The sequence below is a fragment of the Pelagimonas varians genome, assembly GCF_003208435.1.
In the GTDB taxonomy this organism is placed as follows: domain Bacteria; phylum Pseudomonadota; class Alphaproteobacteria; order Rhodobacterales; family Rhodobacteraceae; genus Pelagimonas; species Pelagimonas varians.
In genome coordinates this window covers 89,956-105,576 of record NZ_QKMF01000008.1, presented here as the reverse complement: position 1 = coordinate 105,576, position 15,621 = coordinate 89,956, and the positions used below count along the sequence as shown (strand labels likewise).

The 15,621-nt window shown below is 56.5% G+C and carries 8 protein-coding genes; 6 read left to right on the top strand and 2 right to left on the bottom strand.

The window, feature by feature from the left end; all coding sequences use genetic code 11:
- Nucleotides 1-14 precede the first annotated feature (14 nt).
- Entirely contained in the window at nucleotides 15-371 is a 357-nt protein-coding gene (locus tag C8N36_RS12425) for a cupin domain-containing protein (protein WP_097804992.1), read from the bottom strand.
- A 261-nt stretch (nucleotides 372-632) separates the two neighbouring features.
- Here C8N36_RS12425 and C8N36_RS12420 point away from each other — a divergent pair, with 261 nt between their 5' ends.
- Both C8N36_RS12420 and C8N36_RS12415 read left to right on the top strand, forming a co-directional pair.
- Nucleotides 633-1,298 (top strand): SDR family NAD(P)-dependent oxidoreductase, encoded by a 666-nt coding sequence (locus tag C8N36_RS12420; RefSeq protein WP_097804993.1) that lies wholly within the window; start codon nucleotides 633-635, stop codon nucleotides 1,296-1,298.
- A 107-nt stretch (nucleotides 1,299-1,405) separates the two neighbouring features.
- Entirely contained in the window at nucleotides 1,406-4,372 is a 2,967-nt protein-coding gene (locus C8N36_RS12415) for a calcium-binding protein (protein WP_097804994.1), read from the top strand.
- A 16-nt stretch (nucleotides 4,373-4,388) separates the two neighbouring features.
- Here C8N36_RS12415 and epsE read toward each other — a convergent pair whose 3' ends face one another.
- On the bottom strand, nucleotides 4,389-5,603 hold the full coding sequence (gene epsE, locus C8N36_RS12410) for an exopolysaccharide biosynthesis GT4 family glycosyltransferase EpsE (protein ID WP_245910802.1): 1,215 nt from the start codon (nucleotides 5,601-5,603) through the stop codon (nucleotides 4,389-4,391).
- Nucleotides 5,604-5,717: 114 nt separating this feature from the next.
- Between epsE and C8N36_RS12405 the strand changes: the two genes are divergently transcribed.
- The 4 genes from C8N36_RS12405 to C8N36_RS12390 all read left to right on the top strand — a co-directional run bounded on the left by C8N36_RS12405 (nucleotide 5,718) and on the right by C8N36_RS12390 (nucleotide 15,618).
- Nucleotides 5,718-6,614 carry a glycosyltransferase family 2 protein gene (locus C8N36_RS12405; protein WP_306456919.1) on the top strand — a complete coding sequence of 299 codons (897 nt, stop codon included), beginning with the start codon at nucleotides 5,718-5,720 and terminating at the stop codon, nucleotides 6,612-6,614.
- Nucleotides 6,611-7,972: an oligosaccharide flippase family protein gene (locus C8N36_RS12400; protein WP_097804995.1), complete on the top strand. Its 1,362-nt coding sequence runs from the start codon at nucleotides 6,611-6,613 to the stop codon at nucleotides 7,970-7,972. The genes C8N36_RS12405 and C8N36_RS12400 overlap by 4 nt, the downstream gene beginning before the upstream one ends.
- Nucleotides 7,973-8,157: 185 nt before the next feature.
- Nucleotides 8,158-14,595 (top strand): type I polyketide synthase, encoded by a 6,438-nt coding sequence (locus C8N36_RS12395; protein WP_097804996.1) that lies wholly within the window; start codon nucleotides 8,158-8,160, stop codon nucleotides 14,593-14,595.
- 3 nt (nucleotides 14,596-14,598) lie between these two features.
- Nucleotides 14,599-15,618, top strand: a complete 1,020-nt coding sequence (locus C8N36_RS12390; RefSeq protein WP_097804997.1) for a glycosyltransferase family 2 protein — start codon at nucleotides 14,599-14,601, stop codon at nucleotides 15,616-15,618.
- The last annotated feature ends 3 nt before the right edge of the window (nucleotides 15,619-15,621 follow it).

The window sequence follows — 15,621 nt, the reverse complement described above, 5'->3', positions numbered from 1 at the left end:
GTCTTCAGTCCTGATCAGATATGCGGTTTGGGGGCGGCTTGACGGTCCGCGTCCCCGGAATTGGGTTCGCCTTTGGGTTCAATCAAAAGCACTTTGACTTCGTTGGCTGCGCGGGGACGGTGCACCACGCCTTGTGGCACAACAACCAGCTCTCCGGGGCCAAAGGTCACCGGGTCATGGTCTTGGTAATCCATGGTGACCTCGCCTTCGAGCACCAAAAAGAAGTCATCACTTGCAACGTGTTTGTGAAATGGAAATTCGCCTTTGAATTTCACAACCATGACGTCGTTGTCATTGTAGCTGGCGACGACATGCGGATCCCAGTGGGTCTCAAACATGGTCAGCTTTTGGGCCAGATTCACTTTGTTCATGGGGGTTATCCTAACTCGATTTGCGGGGAACGGCGCGAAACATCTCCTCTGAGCACGCGCGCCGAAAAGGCCGCGCTCAGAGGCGAGTTAGGAGTAGGTCAATGCCACGCGCAAACGGCGCCGGAAGGCGCGCGATATTTGCGATATGTGTGGTCATAGACATGCGCGGACTATACCCGGCCTTTCGTGAATGAAAAGTGGAATTTGCAGTTTTTTGCCCATTGCGGTTTCGGCGCTATGTAACGGTGAAAGGAGACAGGCATGAAGCGCGCATTGATTATCGGATCAAGCGGGGGCATCGGCTCCGCCGTCACACGGCATTTGCAGGGGCGAGGGTGGGCCGTCGATGGCTTGTCGCGCCGTGAAACCGGATTTGATCTGACCGATGACTCTGTGGTCGACGCCCAGATGTCTGCACTTGGGCCCGGCTACGACATGATTTTGATCGCCAGTGGCGCGCTGGAAATTGGTGGTGCTGCACCGGAAAAGACAGTGAGGTCGATTGATGCCAAGGCTTTGGCGGACCAGTTCGCGCTGAATGCCATTGGTCCGGCGTTGGTTTTGCGCCACGCCGCGCGTCTGTTGCCCAAAGATCGCAAATCTGTAGTTGCGGCATTGTCTGCCCGTGTTGGATCAATCGGAGACAACCGGTTGGGTGGCTGGACCAGCTATAGGGCATCCAAAGCGGCATTGAACCAGATCTTAAGGTGCACAGCGATCGAGTTGGCCCGGAGTCACAAACAAGCTGTTTGCGTGGGCCTGCACCCCGGCACTGTGTCGACACCTTTTACGCAAAAATACAGTGGCCAATACCCGATGGTCACTCCCGATGCGGCAGCCCGGAATCTTTTGGCTGTGATCGAAAACTTGAAGCCGGATCAAACCGGTGGCTTTTACGACTGGGCGGGGAAAACCGTGCCTTGGTAATCATCCCGGTGCCGTCAATATTTCAAAAACAGCCTGTTTGAGCTTGCTGTGTAATACGGCATACTACAGGTGAATTCAGGTATCGAAGCAGTGTCAAAGGTGAACCTATGATCAGGCGAATTGTGGCCGTGGCCGGACTGGCAATATTCATGGGTGGCGCAGTGCTTGCACAAGCCCGCGACGACTCAAAGGTCTATTTCTTTGGCAATTCCTTGGTCCATCATCTAAGCGAAGACGATGACGATACCAACGTGCCGCATTGGTTGGATCAACTGGCCAAGACGGCAGGCAAAGGTTTCGCAACCGATGGTCAATGGGGGTTTTTGCGAACTTTTGCCGAAGGGCTACCGCCGAGGCCAAATTGGGGATTTAGCGGGGTCAAACGCGCTTGGTCTCCCGGTCGCCAGAGTTTCGGAGAGGCCGGATTTGACGCGGTTGTCCTGACGCCTGCAAACTTTATCCAATATCAGAAACCGGATGTGCCCTATGATGGCGAGAACCCGTCAGGTGTCAGCCCATTGGATGCCATGCTACAGGTGTTTGACTTTGCGCATCAGCAAAGCCCTCAGTCCCGCTTGTTCATTTATGAAGGGTGGGCGGATATGGGCACGTTTACCCGTAGCTTCCCACCCAATGCGCGCAGTCTTCGGCGGTATCATGCGTATAATTTGGAAGACTACCACGATTGGTATGAAGATCTGATCGAAACGCTGGCAGTGGCACGCCCTGACCACCAAACCCAGCTGATTCCGGTTGGGTCTATTTTATCGCAGGTGTTGTCGAAGGATGGGGTTCTGGCAGGATTGCCAGCAGAGTCCTTTTATACCGATGACGCGCCTCATGGCACGTCGTCCCTGTATTTCTTGGCAGCGATGATCACCTATGCCTCGCTCTACAACGAAGCTCCGCCCGCCGGTTTTCAACCGCCCAGCAAGCTGCATCCCGATATTGTCGACAAATACCCGGAAATTGCGGCCGCCATCTGGGAGGCGATGCCTGATGTCCAAGCCTTGGGCCGTGCCCAGATAACTGCCCCGCAAGCCGTGATCGCGCCAGTCGAGACAGTGCAGGCTCCTGCTGCGGACATATTTCCGGAACGCAGCCCCGTGGTCTTGCCCCCCAGCGGATTGCGGCCGGACGGTGTTCCGGTTTTGGGGATGGGCCTGAATGGAATCTCGGATTGGTCCACACAGCATCCGTTTTTGGACATCATGAAATCCGCGCGCAGCTGGGTTGGCCATAGCGCGGATCAATGGGGCGCGGCCCCCACCGAAGCCTTGGTGGCAGGCGGGCATCTGGATGAAAACGGCTGGCCGGTTTCCATTCCTGACGGGATCATCGCGGTTGAATCGGTATTTTTGACTGAGCAACACGAAGGTGCCAAGTCTCTGGCTGGGCGGTATAGGCTAACCTATGAGGGCAAGGGTGACATTTCACTGTTTGGCCGCGCCCGACGTGCAAGTTATGGGGAGGGCCGGATCGATTTCACCTATACCCCCGGTGATGGGCTGGTCGGAGTTAAGCTAAAGGCAATTGATGCCAATGACCCAATCCGGAATATTCGCGTTCTGCACGAAGATCACCTTGCCATGTATGAGGCAGGTGCCTTGTTCAATCCGGTTTGGATTGACTTGATCCAAGACCTGCGGTCGGTCCGGTTTATGGATTGGATGATGACCAACGGGTCGCCCGTGAAGACATGGGAAGATCAACCTCAGATGACAGACGCCACTTGGTCGCAATGGGGGGTGCCACTTGAAGTTATGATCAAGCTTGCCAACCGGATCGGAGCCGACCCGTGGTTTACCTTGCCGCATATGGCTGATGACGCCTATGTCCGGCAGTTCGCGCAGGCGGTCAAGGATGGGTTGGACCCCGGTCTCAAGGCGCATGTTGAATACTCGAACGAGGTGTGGAACCAGATCTTTGAACAAGCCCGTTGGGCGCGTGATCAGGCAACGCAGCTTTGGGGGGAAACTGACACGGGCTGGATGCAGTTCTATGGGCTGCGTTCGGCACAGGTGATGGACATCTGGACAGACGTCTATGGCGATGAAGCATCTGACCGGCTGGTTCGTGTCGTTTCGACGCATACAGGTTGGCCCGGTCTGGAAGAAGATATTTTGCGCGCCCCTTTGGCTTACCTGAGCCTTGGGCGAATGCCGGAACAAAGCTTTGATGCCTATGCAGTGACTGGATACTTTGGCTATGAGTTGGGAACAGATGCCATGTCGCAGCGGATGTCGGGTTGGCTGGATCAATCCGAAGCCCGCGCCGTCAAAGCCGGCGAGGCACAGGGACTGCGCCGAGTCGCCTTGCGGGAATATGTTAAAAAGGCCCGATTTGAGGCTGCGATTGCGCCGGTGACTTTAACGCTCCAAGAGGGGTCACTGCGCGAGTTGACCCAAGAGATTTTCCCATATCAGGCAGCGGTTGCGCGCAAAGCCGGTTTGCGTTTGGTGATGTACGAAGGCGGCACCCATATCTCAGCGCTTGGCCCGCTGGTGAATGATGACCGTCTAACCGACTTTTTCACCGAGTATAATTACACCCCTGAAATGGCAAAGCTTTATGAACTTCTTTTGGCGGGATGGGTCCAGTCTGGCGGCACGATGTTCAATGCCTTTGTCGATGTGGCTCCGGCGACAAAGTGGGGCAGTTGGGGTGCGCTTCGGCATTTGGATGACAGCAATCCGCGTTGGGACATGCTGATGGCCTTCAATGCCGCCCAACCCGGAGAATGGGAGCAACGCGACGTGTCGGATTTCAATAATGGCATCACCCGCGTTGCAGGGACCGGCAATCAGCGTCTTCAGGGCACAGCCCATGAGGATGTGTTGATAGCGGGGTCTGGCAATGACACGCTGGTCAGCAGTGGCGGAGACGATGTATTGCATGGCGGCGAGGGCACCGACAAAGCCTTGTTGCCGGGCGCACCAGAAGACTACCGGTTCGAGCAGACTGAACAACACTTCTTAGCCTCTGGCCCCCGCGGTGTTGTTCAGATGCGATCGATTGAAGAGCTTTTGTTCGAAGGGGCCGTCGGGCGTTCGATGCAGGTCGCTGATTTTTAAGGACACAGATGCGCGTTTAGCGTCGATCCAAGACCGTGTTGATTTCAGTCACTAAGGTTTCCGCACCAAGCGCGGTGCGGAAATGTTTAACCACGTGACTGCGGCCAGCTTCTGAAAGGCGTTGCAAGGCCGCCGGATCTCCGGCCAGAGTTCTGATGGTTCGGGCCAGCTGATTGGGCGATTTGGGCGCAACGAGATAGCCGTTTACACTGTCTTCAATCAATTCACGCACACCACCAGCATCGGTGCCGATGGTTGGCACGCCCATCGACATTGCCTCCATATAGGCGACGCCAAGAGGTTCATCCCAAGACGCCAGCACAAACAAATGGCTTTCTTCCAGTTTGGCTTTGACCTGACCGGCGTCAATGGCCCCAAGTAGTTTTACGTGATCTTGCAGGTGCAGTTTTTTCAAATGCGCTTCGAGCTCGGTGCGGTAGCCGCCGCCGCCATGATCGTCTTCGCCAGCGATTTCAACGCGGACATCAACCCCCTGGTCAATCAACTGACGGGTGGCGGACATCAGATCCTGATGCCCCTTGACCACATTCAGGCGTCCACAGGAAAACACACGGATCGGGCGGCCAAGTTTGGGGGGCGTGTAGGGGGCCGTGCGGGTCAGGGCATCTGTGTCAACGCCCATGGGCCGGATGACAATGCGTTCTGGCAGGTATCCGGCCAGTTGCTGTCCGATTTCATCTTCCAGCTTTTGGGTGATGACTGTGGCAAAGCTCGCATGCTCCCACTTGAGGCGCTGACCGGGGCCGTAATCCGAGAGCGGGCCATGCAATGTGAGTGAATAGGTGGGTGCCCCCAAAATATGCGCAAAACACGCAATCAAGGACGACCGTGCGCAGGAGTGGGCATGGATGTGATCCAACTTCAGGGTTTTCGCACATTGGGCAAGCTGTTGAGAGGCCCCAAGGCAGATCAAGGCGTCTTTGGCAAACTCGCCGCCTTCGCGTAATATCCACCCAGGCAGACCAAGCCCCAAAAGGCGAGACGCAGCAATGCCTGCTTTAAGGGGGTTGGCGGAGCCCAAGTAGGTTGTGCGTTCCATGGCCTCATCTGACCAGTCGTGTGCAATCAATCCCTTTGGCGGCTTGCTGGTAGAGAAGACGTGCACTTCGTGGCCCATCCGCTCAAGCGCTTGAATTTCGCGCCAAAAGAAGATGTGCGTTTGCCCAGGAAACTGGGGTACAATATATCCGATCCGCAAACTTTGCGTCACTGTTACCTAGCCTTGAAAAATGTGCAGCAGGTCACCCTCCCAAGGTGACGTTTAGAAATAATCTAGTCCTTTCCATTCTTTGGCCATAGTTAACTGCAATGAGCTATCACAAAGGTGCCCCTATTTTTGAAATGTGTGGCCCCTTGGGTACGGGTTATGGTGATTGACGAGAGTGTGGGGCAGATGCAACTTTCTGTGATTCTTCCGGCAAGCAATGAGGCGGCGCTGATCGGCGACTGTCTTGCGGCGATTCTAACGTCTGATTGGGATGGATCAGGCGTGCAGGTCATCGTTGTTGCGAACGGTTGCACCGACGACACGGCCCATCAAGCGCGCACCAAAACACAGGCGTTTTCGGAACGAGGTTGGCAGTTGCAGGTGATCGAGCGAACCCAAGGCGGCAAGCTTGGAGCCTTAAATGCTGGTGATGATGCGGCGCGCGGCGCTGTGCGGGTTTATCTGGACGCAGATGTGATCATCAGTCGGGGGCTGCTTTGGCAATTGGCCAATGTGTTGGAAAGCCGGACGGCGCGCTATGCATCGGGGGCGGTGAATATTACTTCTAAGGGATGGATCAGCGGTGCCTATGCCCGGATTTGGCGCCAAGTTCCATTTATGACGGAGTGTGTGCCGGGGTGCGGGGTGTATGCGGTGAACGCCGAAGGGCGGACGCGATGGGCTGATTTTCCGGACATCATTTCGGACGATACCTTTGTCAGGCTTTGTTTTACACCGCACGAACGTATTGGTGTGTCGGCCTCCTACGATTGGCCTATCGCCGAAGGGTTTCGCAATTTGGTCAAGGTGCGCAGGCGTCAGGATTTGGGCGTTGACCAAATTGGTTTAGAATATTCTGATCTTGTTGGGAACGATGACAAGCCCCAGTTTCCATTTGGCCGTAAACTGGGTTTGGCTATGCGCCACCCTCTGGGTTTTTTGATCTATTCGGCTGTGGCTGTGGTCAGCAGGCTGACACGGTCACGCGACACGGGGTGGAGCCGTAGCAGATGAGCGTTTTGGCGAAATTCCAAGGGTCGTCGTTGGGTGCACGAGCGCTACGGTCGTCGGCTTTGATCGTCGGCGGTTTTGGCGTGAGCCAGCTCATTCGCCTTGGGTCTAATTTGATATTGACCCGATTGCTTTTCCCCGAGGCCTTTGGCTTGATGGCGCTGGTCATGGTGTTTCTTATGGGGCTGGGGCAGTTTTCCGACGTCGGAGTGGCCCCTTCGGTGCTTCAGAGCAAGCGGGGCGATGACCCTGATTTTCTGAACACTGCATGGAGCATTCAAGTCGTCCGCGGCATCGTGCTCTGGCTGGTGGCGTGCATATTTGCTTGGCCGATGGCTTGGGTCTATGGCCAGGAGGACTTGTTGCAAATGTTGCCGGTTTCCGCGCTGACTTTGCTGATCACCGGATTTAGACCGACCAAGATGCTGACCGCCAACCGACATCTGAATATGGGCCGGATCACGGTGTTGGATACGGCTGTGCAACTGGCGTCAACGTCTGTCGCCATTGGCTTGGCGGTGTTGATGCAATCGGTCTGGGCTTTGGTGATCTCAGGCGTCGTTGGCGCGCTGTTGGAGGTGGTGTGCTACCGGCGCTTCCTTCCTGGCATAAAGAACCATTTTCGTTGGGAAAAAGCCGCGGCTCACGAATTGATCGGCTTTGGAAAGTGGGTATTTCTGGCCACTGTCTGCGGGTTCTTTATTTCGCAATCCGACAAAATATTGATCGGTAAATTTGTGCCTTTGGATATGTTTGGTGTTTATAACATCGGCTTTTTTTGGGCCTCGTTCCCCTTGATGCTGGGCGGAATGGTGACGCAGAAAATCCTGATTCCAATTTACCGTGAAACGCCCCCAACCCACAGTCGTGAAAACTTCCTCAAGCTGCGCAAGATGCGGGTCGCGGTATCATTGATGCTCATGGGGTTTGTCGGCTTTTTTGCGCTTCTCGGCGTGCAGATTGTCCACCTGTTGTACGATGACCGATATTTGGATGCAGGGGCCATTGCTGTCATTTTGGCGATCGCGCAAATGCCGATGTTGATTGTTATGACATACGATCAGGCGGCGCTGGCTGCTGGGGATTCAAGGCGGTTTTTCATTCTGACCGCCGCGCGGGCAGTGTTGATGGTTGTGTGCCTTTTAGTCGGGCTAGAACTGGGAGGCCTGCTTGGGGCGCTCCTCGGATATGGCACCGCCCCGATTTTGGCCTATCCGGTTGTGGTTTGGTTGGCGCGCCGGATGGGCGCGTGGGATCCGGTTCATGATCTGGGTTTTGTGGTTTTCGGGTTGTGTCTTGCCGGTGCTGCGTTGTGGCTCAATTGGGATGTCATCGTGGATTTTGCCGGGAAAAGCTTATAGCTGCTCGTGTTTCCAAAATGGAAACAATTTTGATATGATCATGGCTGCCTCTATATTGGCGGCAAAGAGGCTATGGCTGGCGGGTCAATTGCGGCGCGCGGTGGATTGATTACCTCAAATTCGCCCCATTTTCTGCGCAATGGGTGCGTAAATTGGCGGGGACGCAGTGGCGGGGTGGTAAATCGATGACGAGTAAAGCGCAAAGTTTTGGTGAAAATGACATCGCAATTGTTGGCATGGCCGCGCACCTTCCGGGCGCTCAGGACATTGCAGCATATTGGCGTAATCTGCGCGACGGGGTGTCTTCTATTCGGCGCATTTCCGAAGATGATCTACAGGCGGCCGGAGAAGATCCGGGCCTGATCCGTCACCGTGACTACGTTCCCTTTGCGGCTCCCTTGGACGGGTTTGAAATGTTCGATGCGGACTTTTTCGGATTTTCCCCGAAAGAGGCGGCAATCATGGATCCTCAGCACCGCCAGTTCTTGGAAACGTCCTGGGAGGCGTTGGAAAACGCCGGCCACATGCCCGAAAATTTTGAGGGCCAAGTGGGCGTTTTTGCTGGCTGCGGGATGGGCAGCTATTTCTATTTCAACATCTGTTCAAATCCTGATCTGGTTGAAAACACCGGCATGTTTTTGTTGCGGCACACCGGCAACGATAAGGATTTCCTGACAACACGGCTAAGCCATATTTTGGACCTGCATGGCCCGTCGATTGGCTTGCAAACGGCGTGTTCAACATCACTGGTTGCCACCCATTATGCCGCGCAGGCGTTGTTGAACGGTGAATGCGATATGGCACTTGCGGGCGGTGTGACGATTGAACTGCCGCAGGGGCGCGGATATCTGTATAAAGAAAACGAAATCCTCAGCCCGGATGGTGAATGTCACGCCTTTGATCATCGTGCCCAAGGTACGGTGTTCGGGTCTGGATCGGGCGTAGTTGTCTTGCGCCGCATGGCTGATGCCGTTGCGGAAGGGGACCATATTTGGGGTGTTATAAAAGGCACCGCAGTCAACAACGACGGTGCGCAAAAAGCGGGCTATCTGGCCCCGTCTGTGGATGGTCAGGCCAAAGCCGTTGCCGAAGCGCATGCCATTGCCGATGTGACAGCGGACACCGTGGACTATGTGGAGTGCCACGGCACAGGGACGTATCTGGGTGATCCGATTGAAATCGCCGCGTTGACGCAGGCGTTCTCAGAAACTTCGGATAAACTGGGCCATTGCCGAATTGGATCGGTTAAAACCAACATCGGCCATTTGGACACCGCTGCCGGTGTCGCCAGCATGATCAAGGCAACAATGGCGCTGCATCACAAGCAGATGCCACCGTCATTGGGCTTCGAAGCCCCAAATCCCGCGATTGATTTTGAGAACTCGCCTTTTCGCGTGAATGACCGCCTGACCGAATGGCAGGCCCAAGGTCATCCGCGCCGCGCAGGGGTCAATTCCTTGGGGGTTGGCGGAACCAATGCCCATGTCATCTTGGAAGAGGCCCCCGCCCGCGCCGCATCCGAAGCGAGCGATTTTCCTTTTCACATCTTGGGCGTATCCGCAAAATCCAAGGCGGCGCTTGATGCCAATGCCGCCGTCCTTTCAGCCCATCTGACAGACGATTCCGGCCAGGATTTGGCCGATGTCGCGTGGACACTGCAAAATGGTCGCCGCGCCTTTGAAAAGCGCCGGATTGTTGTGGCGGAAACCCACGCAGAAGCTGCCAAACTGCTGGACGAAGGCAACCCGCGCCGTGTTCACAGCCACAGTGCGTTAGACAAACCCGACATTGCCTTTATGTTCCCCGGTGGCGGGGCGCAATATGCTGGTATGGGCCGCGATTTGTATGAGACAGAGCCGGTTTTCGCAGAATGGATGGATGTCGGACTTGATCACCTTGCAACGCTGACCGATGTCGATATGCGCGCCTTGTGGCTTCCGTCTGAGGCGGATCGCGCTCAAGCCGATGAAATGCTGCGCAAGCCCTCACTGCAACTGCCGCTTATCATGATTGTCGAATATGCGTTGGCGCAATTGTGGATCAGCTGGGGGATCACCCCAACCGCGTTGGCGGGGCATTCGATGGGCGAAAACACCGCCGCCTGTGTGGCCGGAGTCATGGGTTTTGAAGATTGTATCGGCCTTGTCCATTTGCGCGGCAAGCTGTTCGACACCGTTCCCGCCGGCGGCATGTTATCCGTCGCAATGCCAGCAGATGAGTTGGGCTCGCTCTTGGGGGCTGACCTTGATCTTGGCGCTGTAAATGCGCCTGAATTGTCGGTTGCTTCCGGTCCGCAGGCCGCTTTGGACAAACTTGAGGATGCGCTAAAGGCGCGCGACATTGACGCCCAGCGCATTCAAATCGACATTGCAGCCCATAGCCGGATGCTTGACCCCATTCTGGTTGATTTCCGGACTTATTTGGCGTCGATCCAGCTGCACCCACCGAAAATCCCGCTGACTTCCAACCGCACCGGCAGCTTGATGACGGCTGAGCAAGCGACATGCCCGGACTATTGGGTCGAGCATCTGCGCGGCACGGTGCTTTTTGCTGATTGCATGGGCACCTTGGCCTCTGAAAACCGCATATTCCTTGAGGTCGGACCGGGCAAAGCCCTAAGCGCCTTGGCCCGTCAGCACAGTGATGTGAGCGCCAACCAAGTTGTTTCGTCACTGCGTCATCCCGAAGATTTCATCGCTGATGACAAGCATATGTTCGAAGTCATGGGCCGCCTTTGGGCTTTGGGCGCGACAATCGATTGGGATCAGATTTGGGGCGAAGCGCCCCGTCTGCGCGTTCCTTTGCCAACCTATGCGTTCCAACGCAGCCGCTATTTTATTGAACCGGGAAAGGTGGTCAACGATACCGCCCCGCAATTCCTGATGCGCACCGATGATGTGGCGGATTGGGGTTGGAAACCCGTGTGGCGTCCGCGGTCTGCGCAAGTGGAAATTGACATGGCGGATTTGCATGACGCTGATCCGCAATCGTGGCTTGTTTTCGCGGACGAAGCCGGTTTGGCGGCTGGTACGATAGCGCGGTTGCGCAAGGCTGGGCAGCCTGTGGTTGAGGTGCGTGTGGGTGACACCTTCAAGCGTCTGTCTGATGATCTTTATCTGATCTCTCCGGAACGGGGCCGCGAAGGGTATGACCTGCTGTTGCAGGATTTGGCAGCGCGCGGGGTTGTCCCGACGCGTATCGCGCATTTCTGGTTGGTGACAGCGGATGAAGGGCACCGTCCCGGTTCGTCTTTTTTCCACCGCGTTCAAGAACAGGGTTTTTATTCGCTGATGTTCCTTGCGCAGGTATTGGCCGAAGAGGGCACTGGCAAACCGCATATAACGGTCTTCACGAACGGTGCGGCCAAATTGCGGGATGAAACACTGGGCTGTCCGGCCAAGGCGACCATCGCAGGCCCCGCCCGTGTGATCCCGCGCGAATTGCCGGGCGTCACAGTGTCGACTATGGATTTGGACGTGCCCGCTGTTCCCGACGTCCCGTTTTGGGGCAAGGCCAAAGCATTGGCGCTGCATGCACAAGCAATGGATGCGCTGGGCACACGAGTGCTTGAGGAAATGCTATCCGAACCCGCCGATCTTTGCGCTGCTCTGCGTGCGGATCGCCGATTTGAATGCGCGATGAAACCCGCCCTTTTGCCGGCGGCACCTGAGGCCAAGACTGGCGGCACTTATCTGATCACCGGTGGTTTTGGTGGTATCGGCCTAAGCCTCGCCCAAGATTTTGCAACCAAGGGCGCAAACCTGATCCTTTTGGCGCGAAAATCCATTCCGGAACGCGATCAATGGGCTGACTATCTGACGCGCCACGCCCCCAATGATGCCTTGGCCCGCCGTATCCGGGCTGTCCAAGCGCTGGAAGACGCGGGAGCGACGGTTATGGTGCGCGCCGCAGACGTGTGTAACCATGATCAAATGCAAGCGATCCGCGCGGCTGCCGAAGCCATGTTTGGCCCGATCACGGGTGTGATCCACGGCGCAGGCGTGATTGATGATGCGCCCTTGTTGACCAAAACACCGGCGTCAGTCGAAGACGTGTTCACCCCGAAAATTCACGGCACCGAAGTCTTGGGTCAGGTTTTTCCAGACGGATCAATTGAATGGATGGCCTTGTTTAGCTCCTCGTCGACCGTCACCGCACCGGCGGGGCAGGTGGACTATGTGGCAGCGAATGAGTTTCTGAACGCTTTTGCCCGCGCGCGCAGTGGCAAAACCAAAGTTGTGGCGATCAATTGGGGCATCTGGAACGAGGTCGGCATGGCCGCCGAAGCCGTTGCGGCCCGGACCGGAGATCTTCCGAAAGCGCCTGTCGAACCGGTGGCACTGCCGATGTTGGACAACATGACGTTTGACGAACAGGGCAACCGGATCTTTAGCGCGACTTACAGCGCCGACGACTGGTTTATTGATGAACACCGAACCAAAGCTGGCGACGCTTTGTTGCCCGGCACCGGCTATCTGACTTTGGCCGCCCACGCCCTTGCCGCGCACCATCAATCCGGCGGGTTTGAACTCCGCGATCTTGATTTCCTGCGGCCCTTGCGGGTGGCGGATGGGGCAATGCGTGACATGCGTTTGCGTCTGTCGCGAACAGACAAAGGCTATGGGTTTGATGTGCTTGCTGACGCCACGCTGAACGGCCGTCGTGGATTTGCCCTGACCGCACAAGGTACGCTGTCCATGCTGCCTATGGCGCGGCCTGAGCGGTTTGACCTGAGTGAAGTTTATGAGCGTTGCGGCGCACGGGTCGGGATGGCCGGTCAAAAACTGTCCGCTGCGCAAGAGGTGCATCTGGCTTTTGGTCCACGCTGGAAGGTGCTGGATACCCGCGCTTTGGGACGGGGCGAAGGCATCGCTGAACTGTCGCTCCCCCAAGTCGCCGAAAACGATGGCTGTCTGCTGCATCCGGCGTTGATGGACATTGCAACCGGTTGGGCGATGGAGCTGATTGATGGTTATCAGCCAACGCATCTTTGGGTGCCGGTGCGTTATGGCCGTGTGCGGGTGCACAGGGCTTTGCCGAACCGGATTGTGTCGTGGGTTCGCAATGCCGCCGAAAACCGCGGGGATGCCGAAACCGCCAGCTTTGACGTCACGATTTGTGATGCCGACGGGGCCGTTTTGGTGGAAATCACCGGTTTTACCATTCGCAAACTAGACAATCTTGATGTCTTGCGCGCTGCGCCGCGTCTGACAGCCGCCGAGGTAGAATTCGACGAAGCACCAGAGGCAGGCCAACCGTTGTCGCCGGCTGAAGAACGCCTTGCGCATAACTTGTCCCAAGGCATTCTACCTGCCGAAGGGGTGGATGCCTTCTACCGCGCATTGGCGCTTGGCGCGCCGCAGGTTGTTGTCTCGTCGATGGATCTGGATGCTTTGACACGCCAGACGGCGGCCTCAACCGCCGAAGTCGACGAGTCGCAAAAGTTCGACCGCCCGCAACTTGAAGGGGACTACGTCGCGCCTGAAAACGAGATCGAACGCCAGTTGGCCGGTTTTTGGGAAGAATTGCTTGGCGTGCAAAATGTCGGGGTTGAAGATAGCTTCTTTGATCTTGGCGGCCACAGCCTGATTGCTGTGCGGCTGTTCGCCAAAGTCAAGAAAGCCTTCCGTGTCGATTTCCCGATATCAGTGCTGTTTGAGGCCCCGACAATCCGCAAGTGTGCCGCTTTGATTGCCGATCAGGTCGGGATGCCAGAGGAAGGCACCCCGACGGACGCACCCAAAGCGCCTGAACGCCGGTTCCGCCACATCGTGCCGATGCATGATGGTGACGGCGGAGCGCGCCAGCCGTTTTTCCTGATCGCGGGCATGTTTGGCAACGTCTTGAACCTGCGTCATCTGGCCCATCTTTTGGGGGCGGATCGTCCGTTTTACGGAATTCAGGCCAAGGGATTGATGGGTGGCGAAGATCCCCATGACACCATCGAAGACGCCGCGCGCGACTACATTGCCGAAATGCGTCTGGTTCAGCCCGAGGGGCCTTATATGCTGGGCGGCTTCTCAGGCGGTGGAATCACGGCCTATGAGATCGCGCATCAGCTGGAAGCGATGGGTGAAACGGTCTCTTTGGTGATCATGCTGGATACGCCGCTCGCGCAGCGCCGGCCATTGTCGCGCAAAGACCGGATGATTATCCAGTGGGAGCAAGCCCGCGAGAAAGGGCCGCTGTACCCGCTTACCTGGGCCAAGAACCGGATTGCTTGGGAATTTGAGAAACGTAAGGAAAGCGGGGAAACCGTGGACACGGGGGCGTTCCACAACGCTGAAATCGAAGCGGCTTTTTATCGGTCGATCGCCCGCTACACGGCCAAACCGTGGGATGGCCGCTTGGTGCTGTTCCGCCCGCCGTTGCTCGGCAAGTGGAAGGTCTCGGACGGGCAATTGGTGAGTTCGGAGCGCAGCTATGTGACCAGCGACAACGACTGGGGCCTGTATGTGCCACATGTCGAGGTATTTGAGGTGCCCGGTGATCACGACAGCATGGTGCTGGAGCCGAATGTTCGCGTTCTGGCCGCCCAAATGCGCGATGCCATTGAAACGGCCGAGGCCCAAGTGGCGGGTCACGGTGAAGTTGTGTCCTTTCCAATCAAAGCGGCGGTGTGAGTGATGCCTAAACTTCTGGTCGTTTCCCTTAATTTCCGCACCGCCGAAATGACTTTGCGGTCTGTCCGGTCAGCTTTGGCAGCGATGGACGGGCTAGAGGCGGAACTGGTGCTTGTCGATAACGACAGCGGCGATGGATCGTTCGATGTGATGCAAACCGAATTGGCCACCGCAGACTGGGCACAAGGCGCGCCGGTGCGGTTGATTGCATCGGCGCACAATGGTGGCTTTGGTGCGGGCAATAATGTCGGTATACGCGCGGGTTGGTCGGATGGATCAAAACCGGATTACGTTTACTTGCTCAATTCGGATGCGTTCCCGGCACCAGATGCGATTCGGGAATTGCTGACCCACCTTGAACGCCACCCCGAAGCGGGGTTTGCAGGCAGCTATATCTACGGTGAAGACGGTACGCCACATATGACGGCCTTTCGGTTCCCGTCGGTTTGGTCCGAATTAGAAGGCTCTATCCGGTTTGGTCCGGTGTCGCGCTTGCTCAGAACCAAGCCGGTCCCGATGGGTTTGATCGAAGAAACCCAGCCTGTGGATTGGCTGGCAGGGGCGTCCATCATGATGCGCCAAAGCGTGTTGGATGACATCGGGCTCTTTGATGAAGAGTTTTTTCTGTATTTTGAGGAAACAGATCTATGCCTGCGCGCGGCCCGTGCCGGGCATGAAACGCATTATGTGCGCAGCAGTCATGTCGAACATATTGGCTCGGTCTCTACGGGTATGAAGGTCTGGACGCGTATCCCCGGGTTTTGGCTGGATAGCCGCTGGTACTATTTCAGCAAAAACCATGGGCGCGGATATGCCGTGATGGCGACAGTGATGCACACAGTGGGCGGCCTGTTTTGGCGTCTTCGGTGTTTCATTCAGCGCAAGCCCCCCTCAGATCCGCCGCATTTCTTGCGAGATCTGGTTTTTCACGACGTCCAATCAATGGTCCGGCCCTTGCCGGCCCAACGTATAGCAGCGGCCCCAATTTCGGGACCATCCGCAGCAGAAGGTTTAACGGAGTAAATA

Coding starts and splice junctions, on each gene's coding strand:
- C8N36_RS12425 (WP_097804992.1), bottom strand. CDS start 371: ATGAACAAAGTGAATCTGGCCCAAAAGCTGACCATGTTTGAGACCCAC.
- C8N36_RS12420 (WP_097804993.1), top strand. CDS start 633: ATGAAGCGCGCATTGATTATCGGATCAAGCGGGGGCATCGGCTCCGCC.
- C8N36_RS12415 (WP_097804994.1), top strand. CDS start 1,406: ATGATCAGGCGAATTGTGGCCGTGGCCGGACTGGCAATATTCATGGGT.
- C8N36_RS12400 (WP_097804995.1), top strand. CDS start 6,611: ATGAGCGTTTTGGCGAAATTCCAAGGGTCGTCGTTGGGTGCACGAGCG.
- C8N36_RS12395 (WP_097804996.1), top strand. CDS start 8,158: ATGACGAGTAAAGCGCAAAGTTTTGGTGAAAATGACATCGCAATTGTT.
- C8N36_RS12390 (WP_097804997.1), top strand. CDS start 14,599: ATGCCTAAACTTCTGGTCGTTTCCCTTAATTTCCGCACCGCCGAAATG.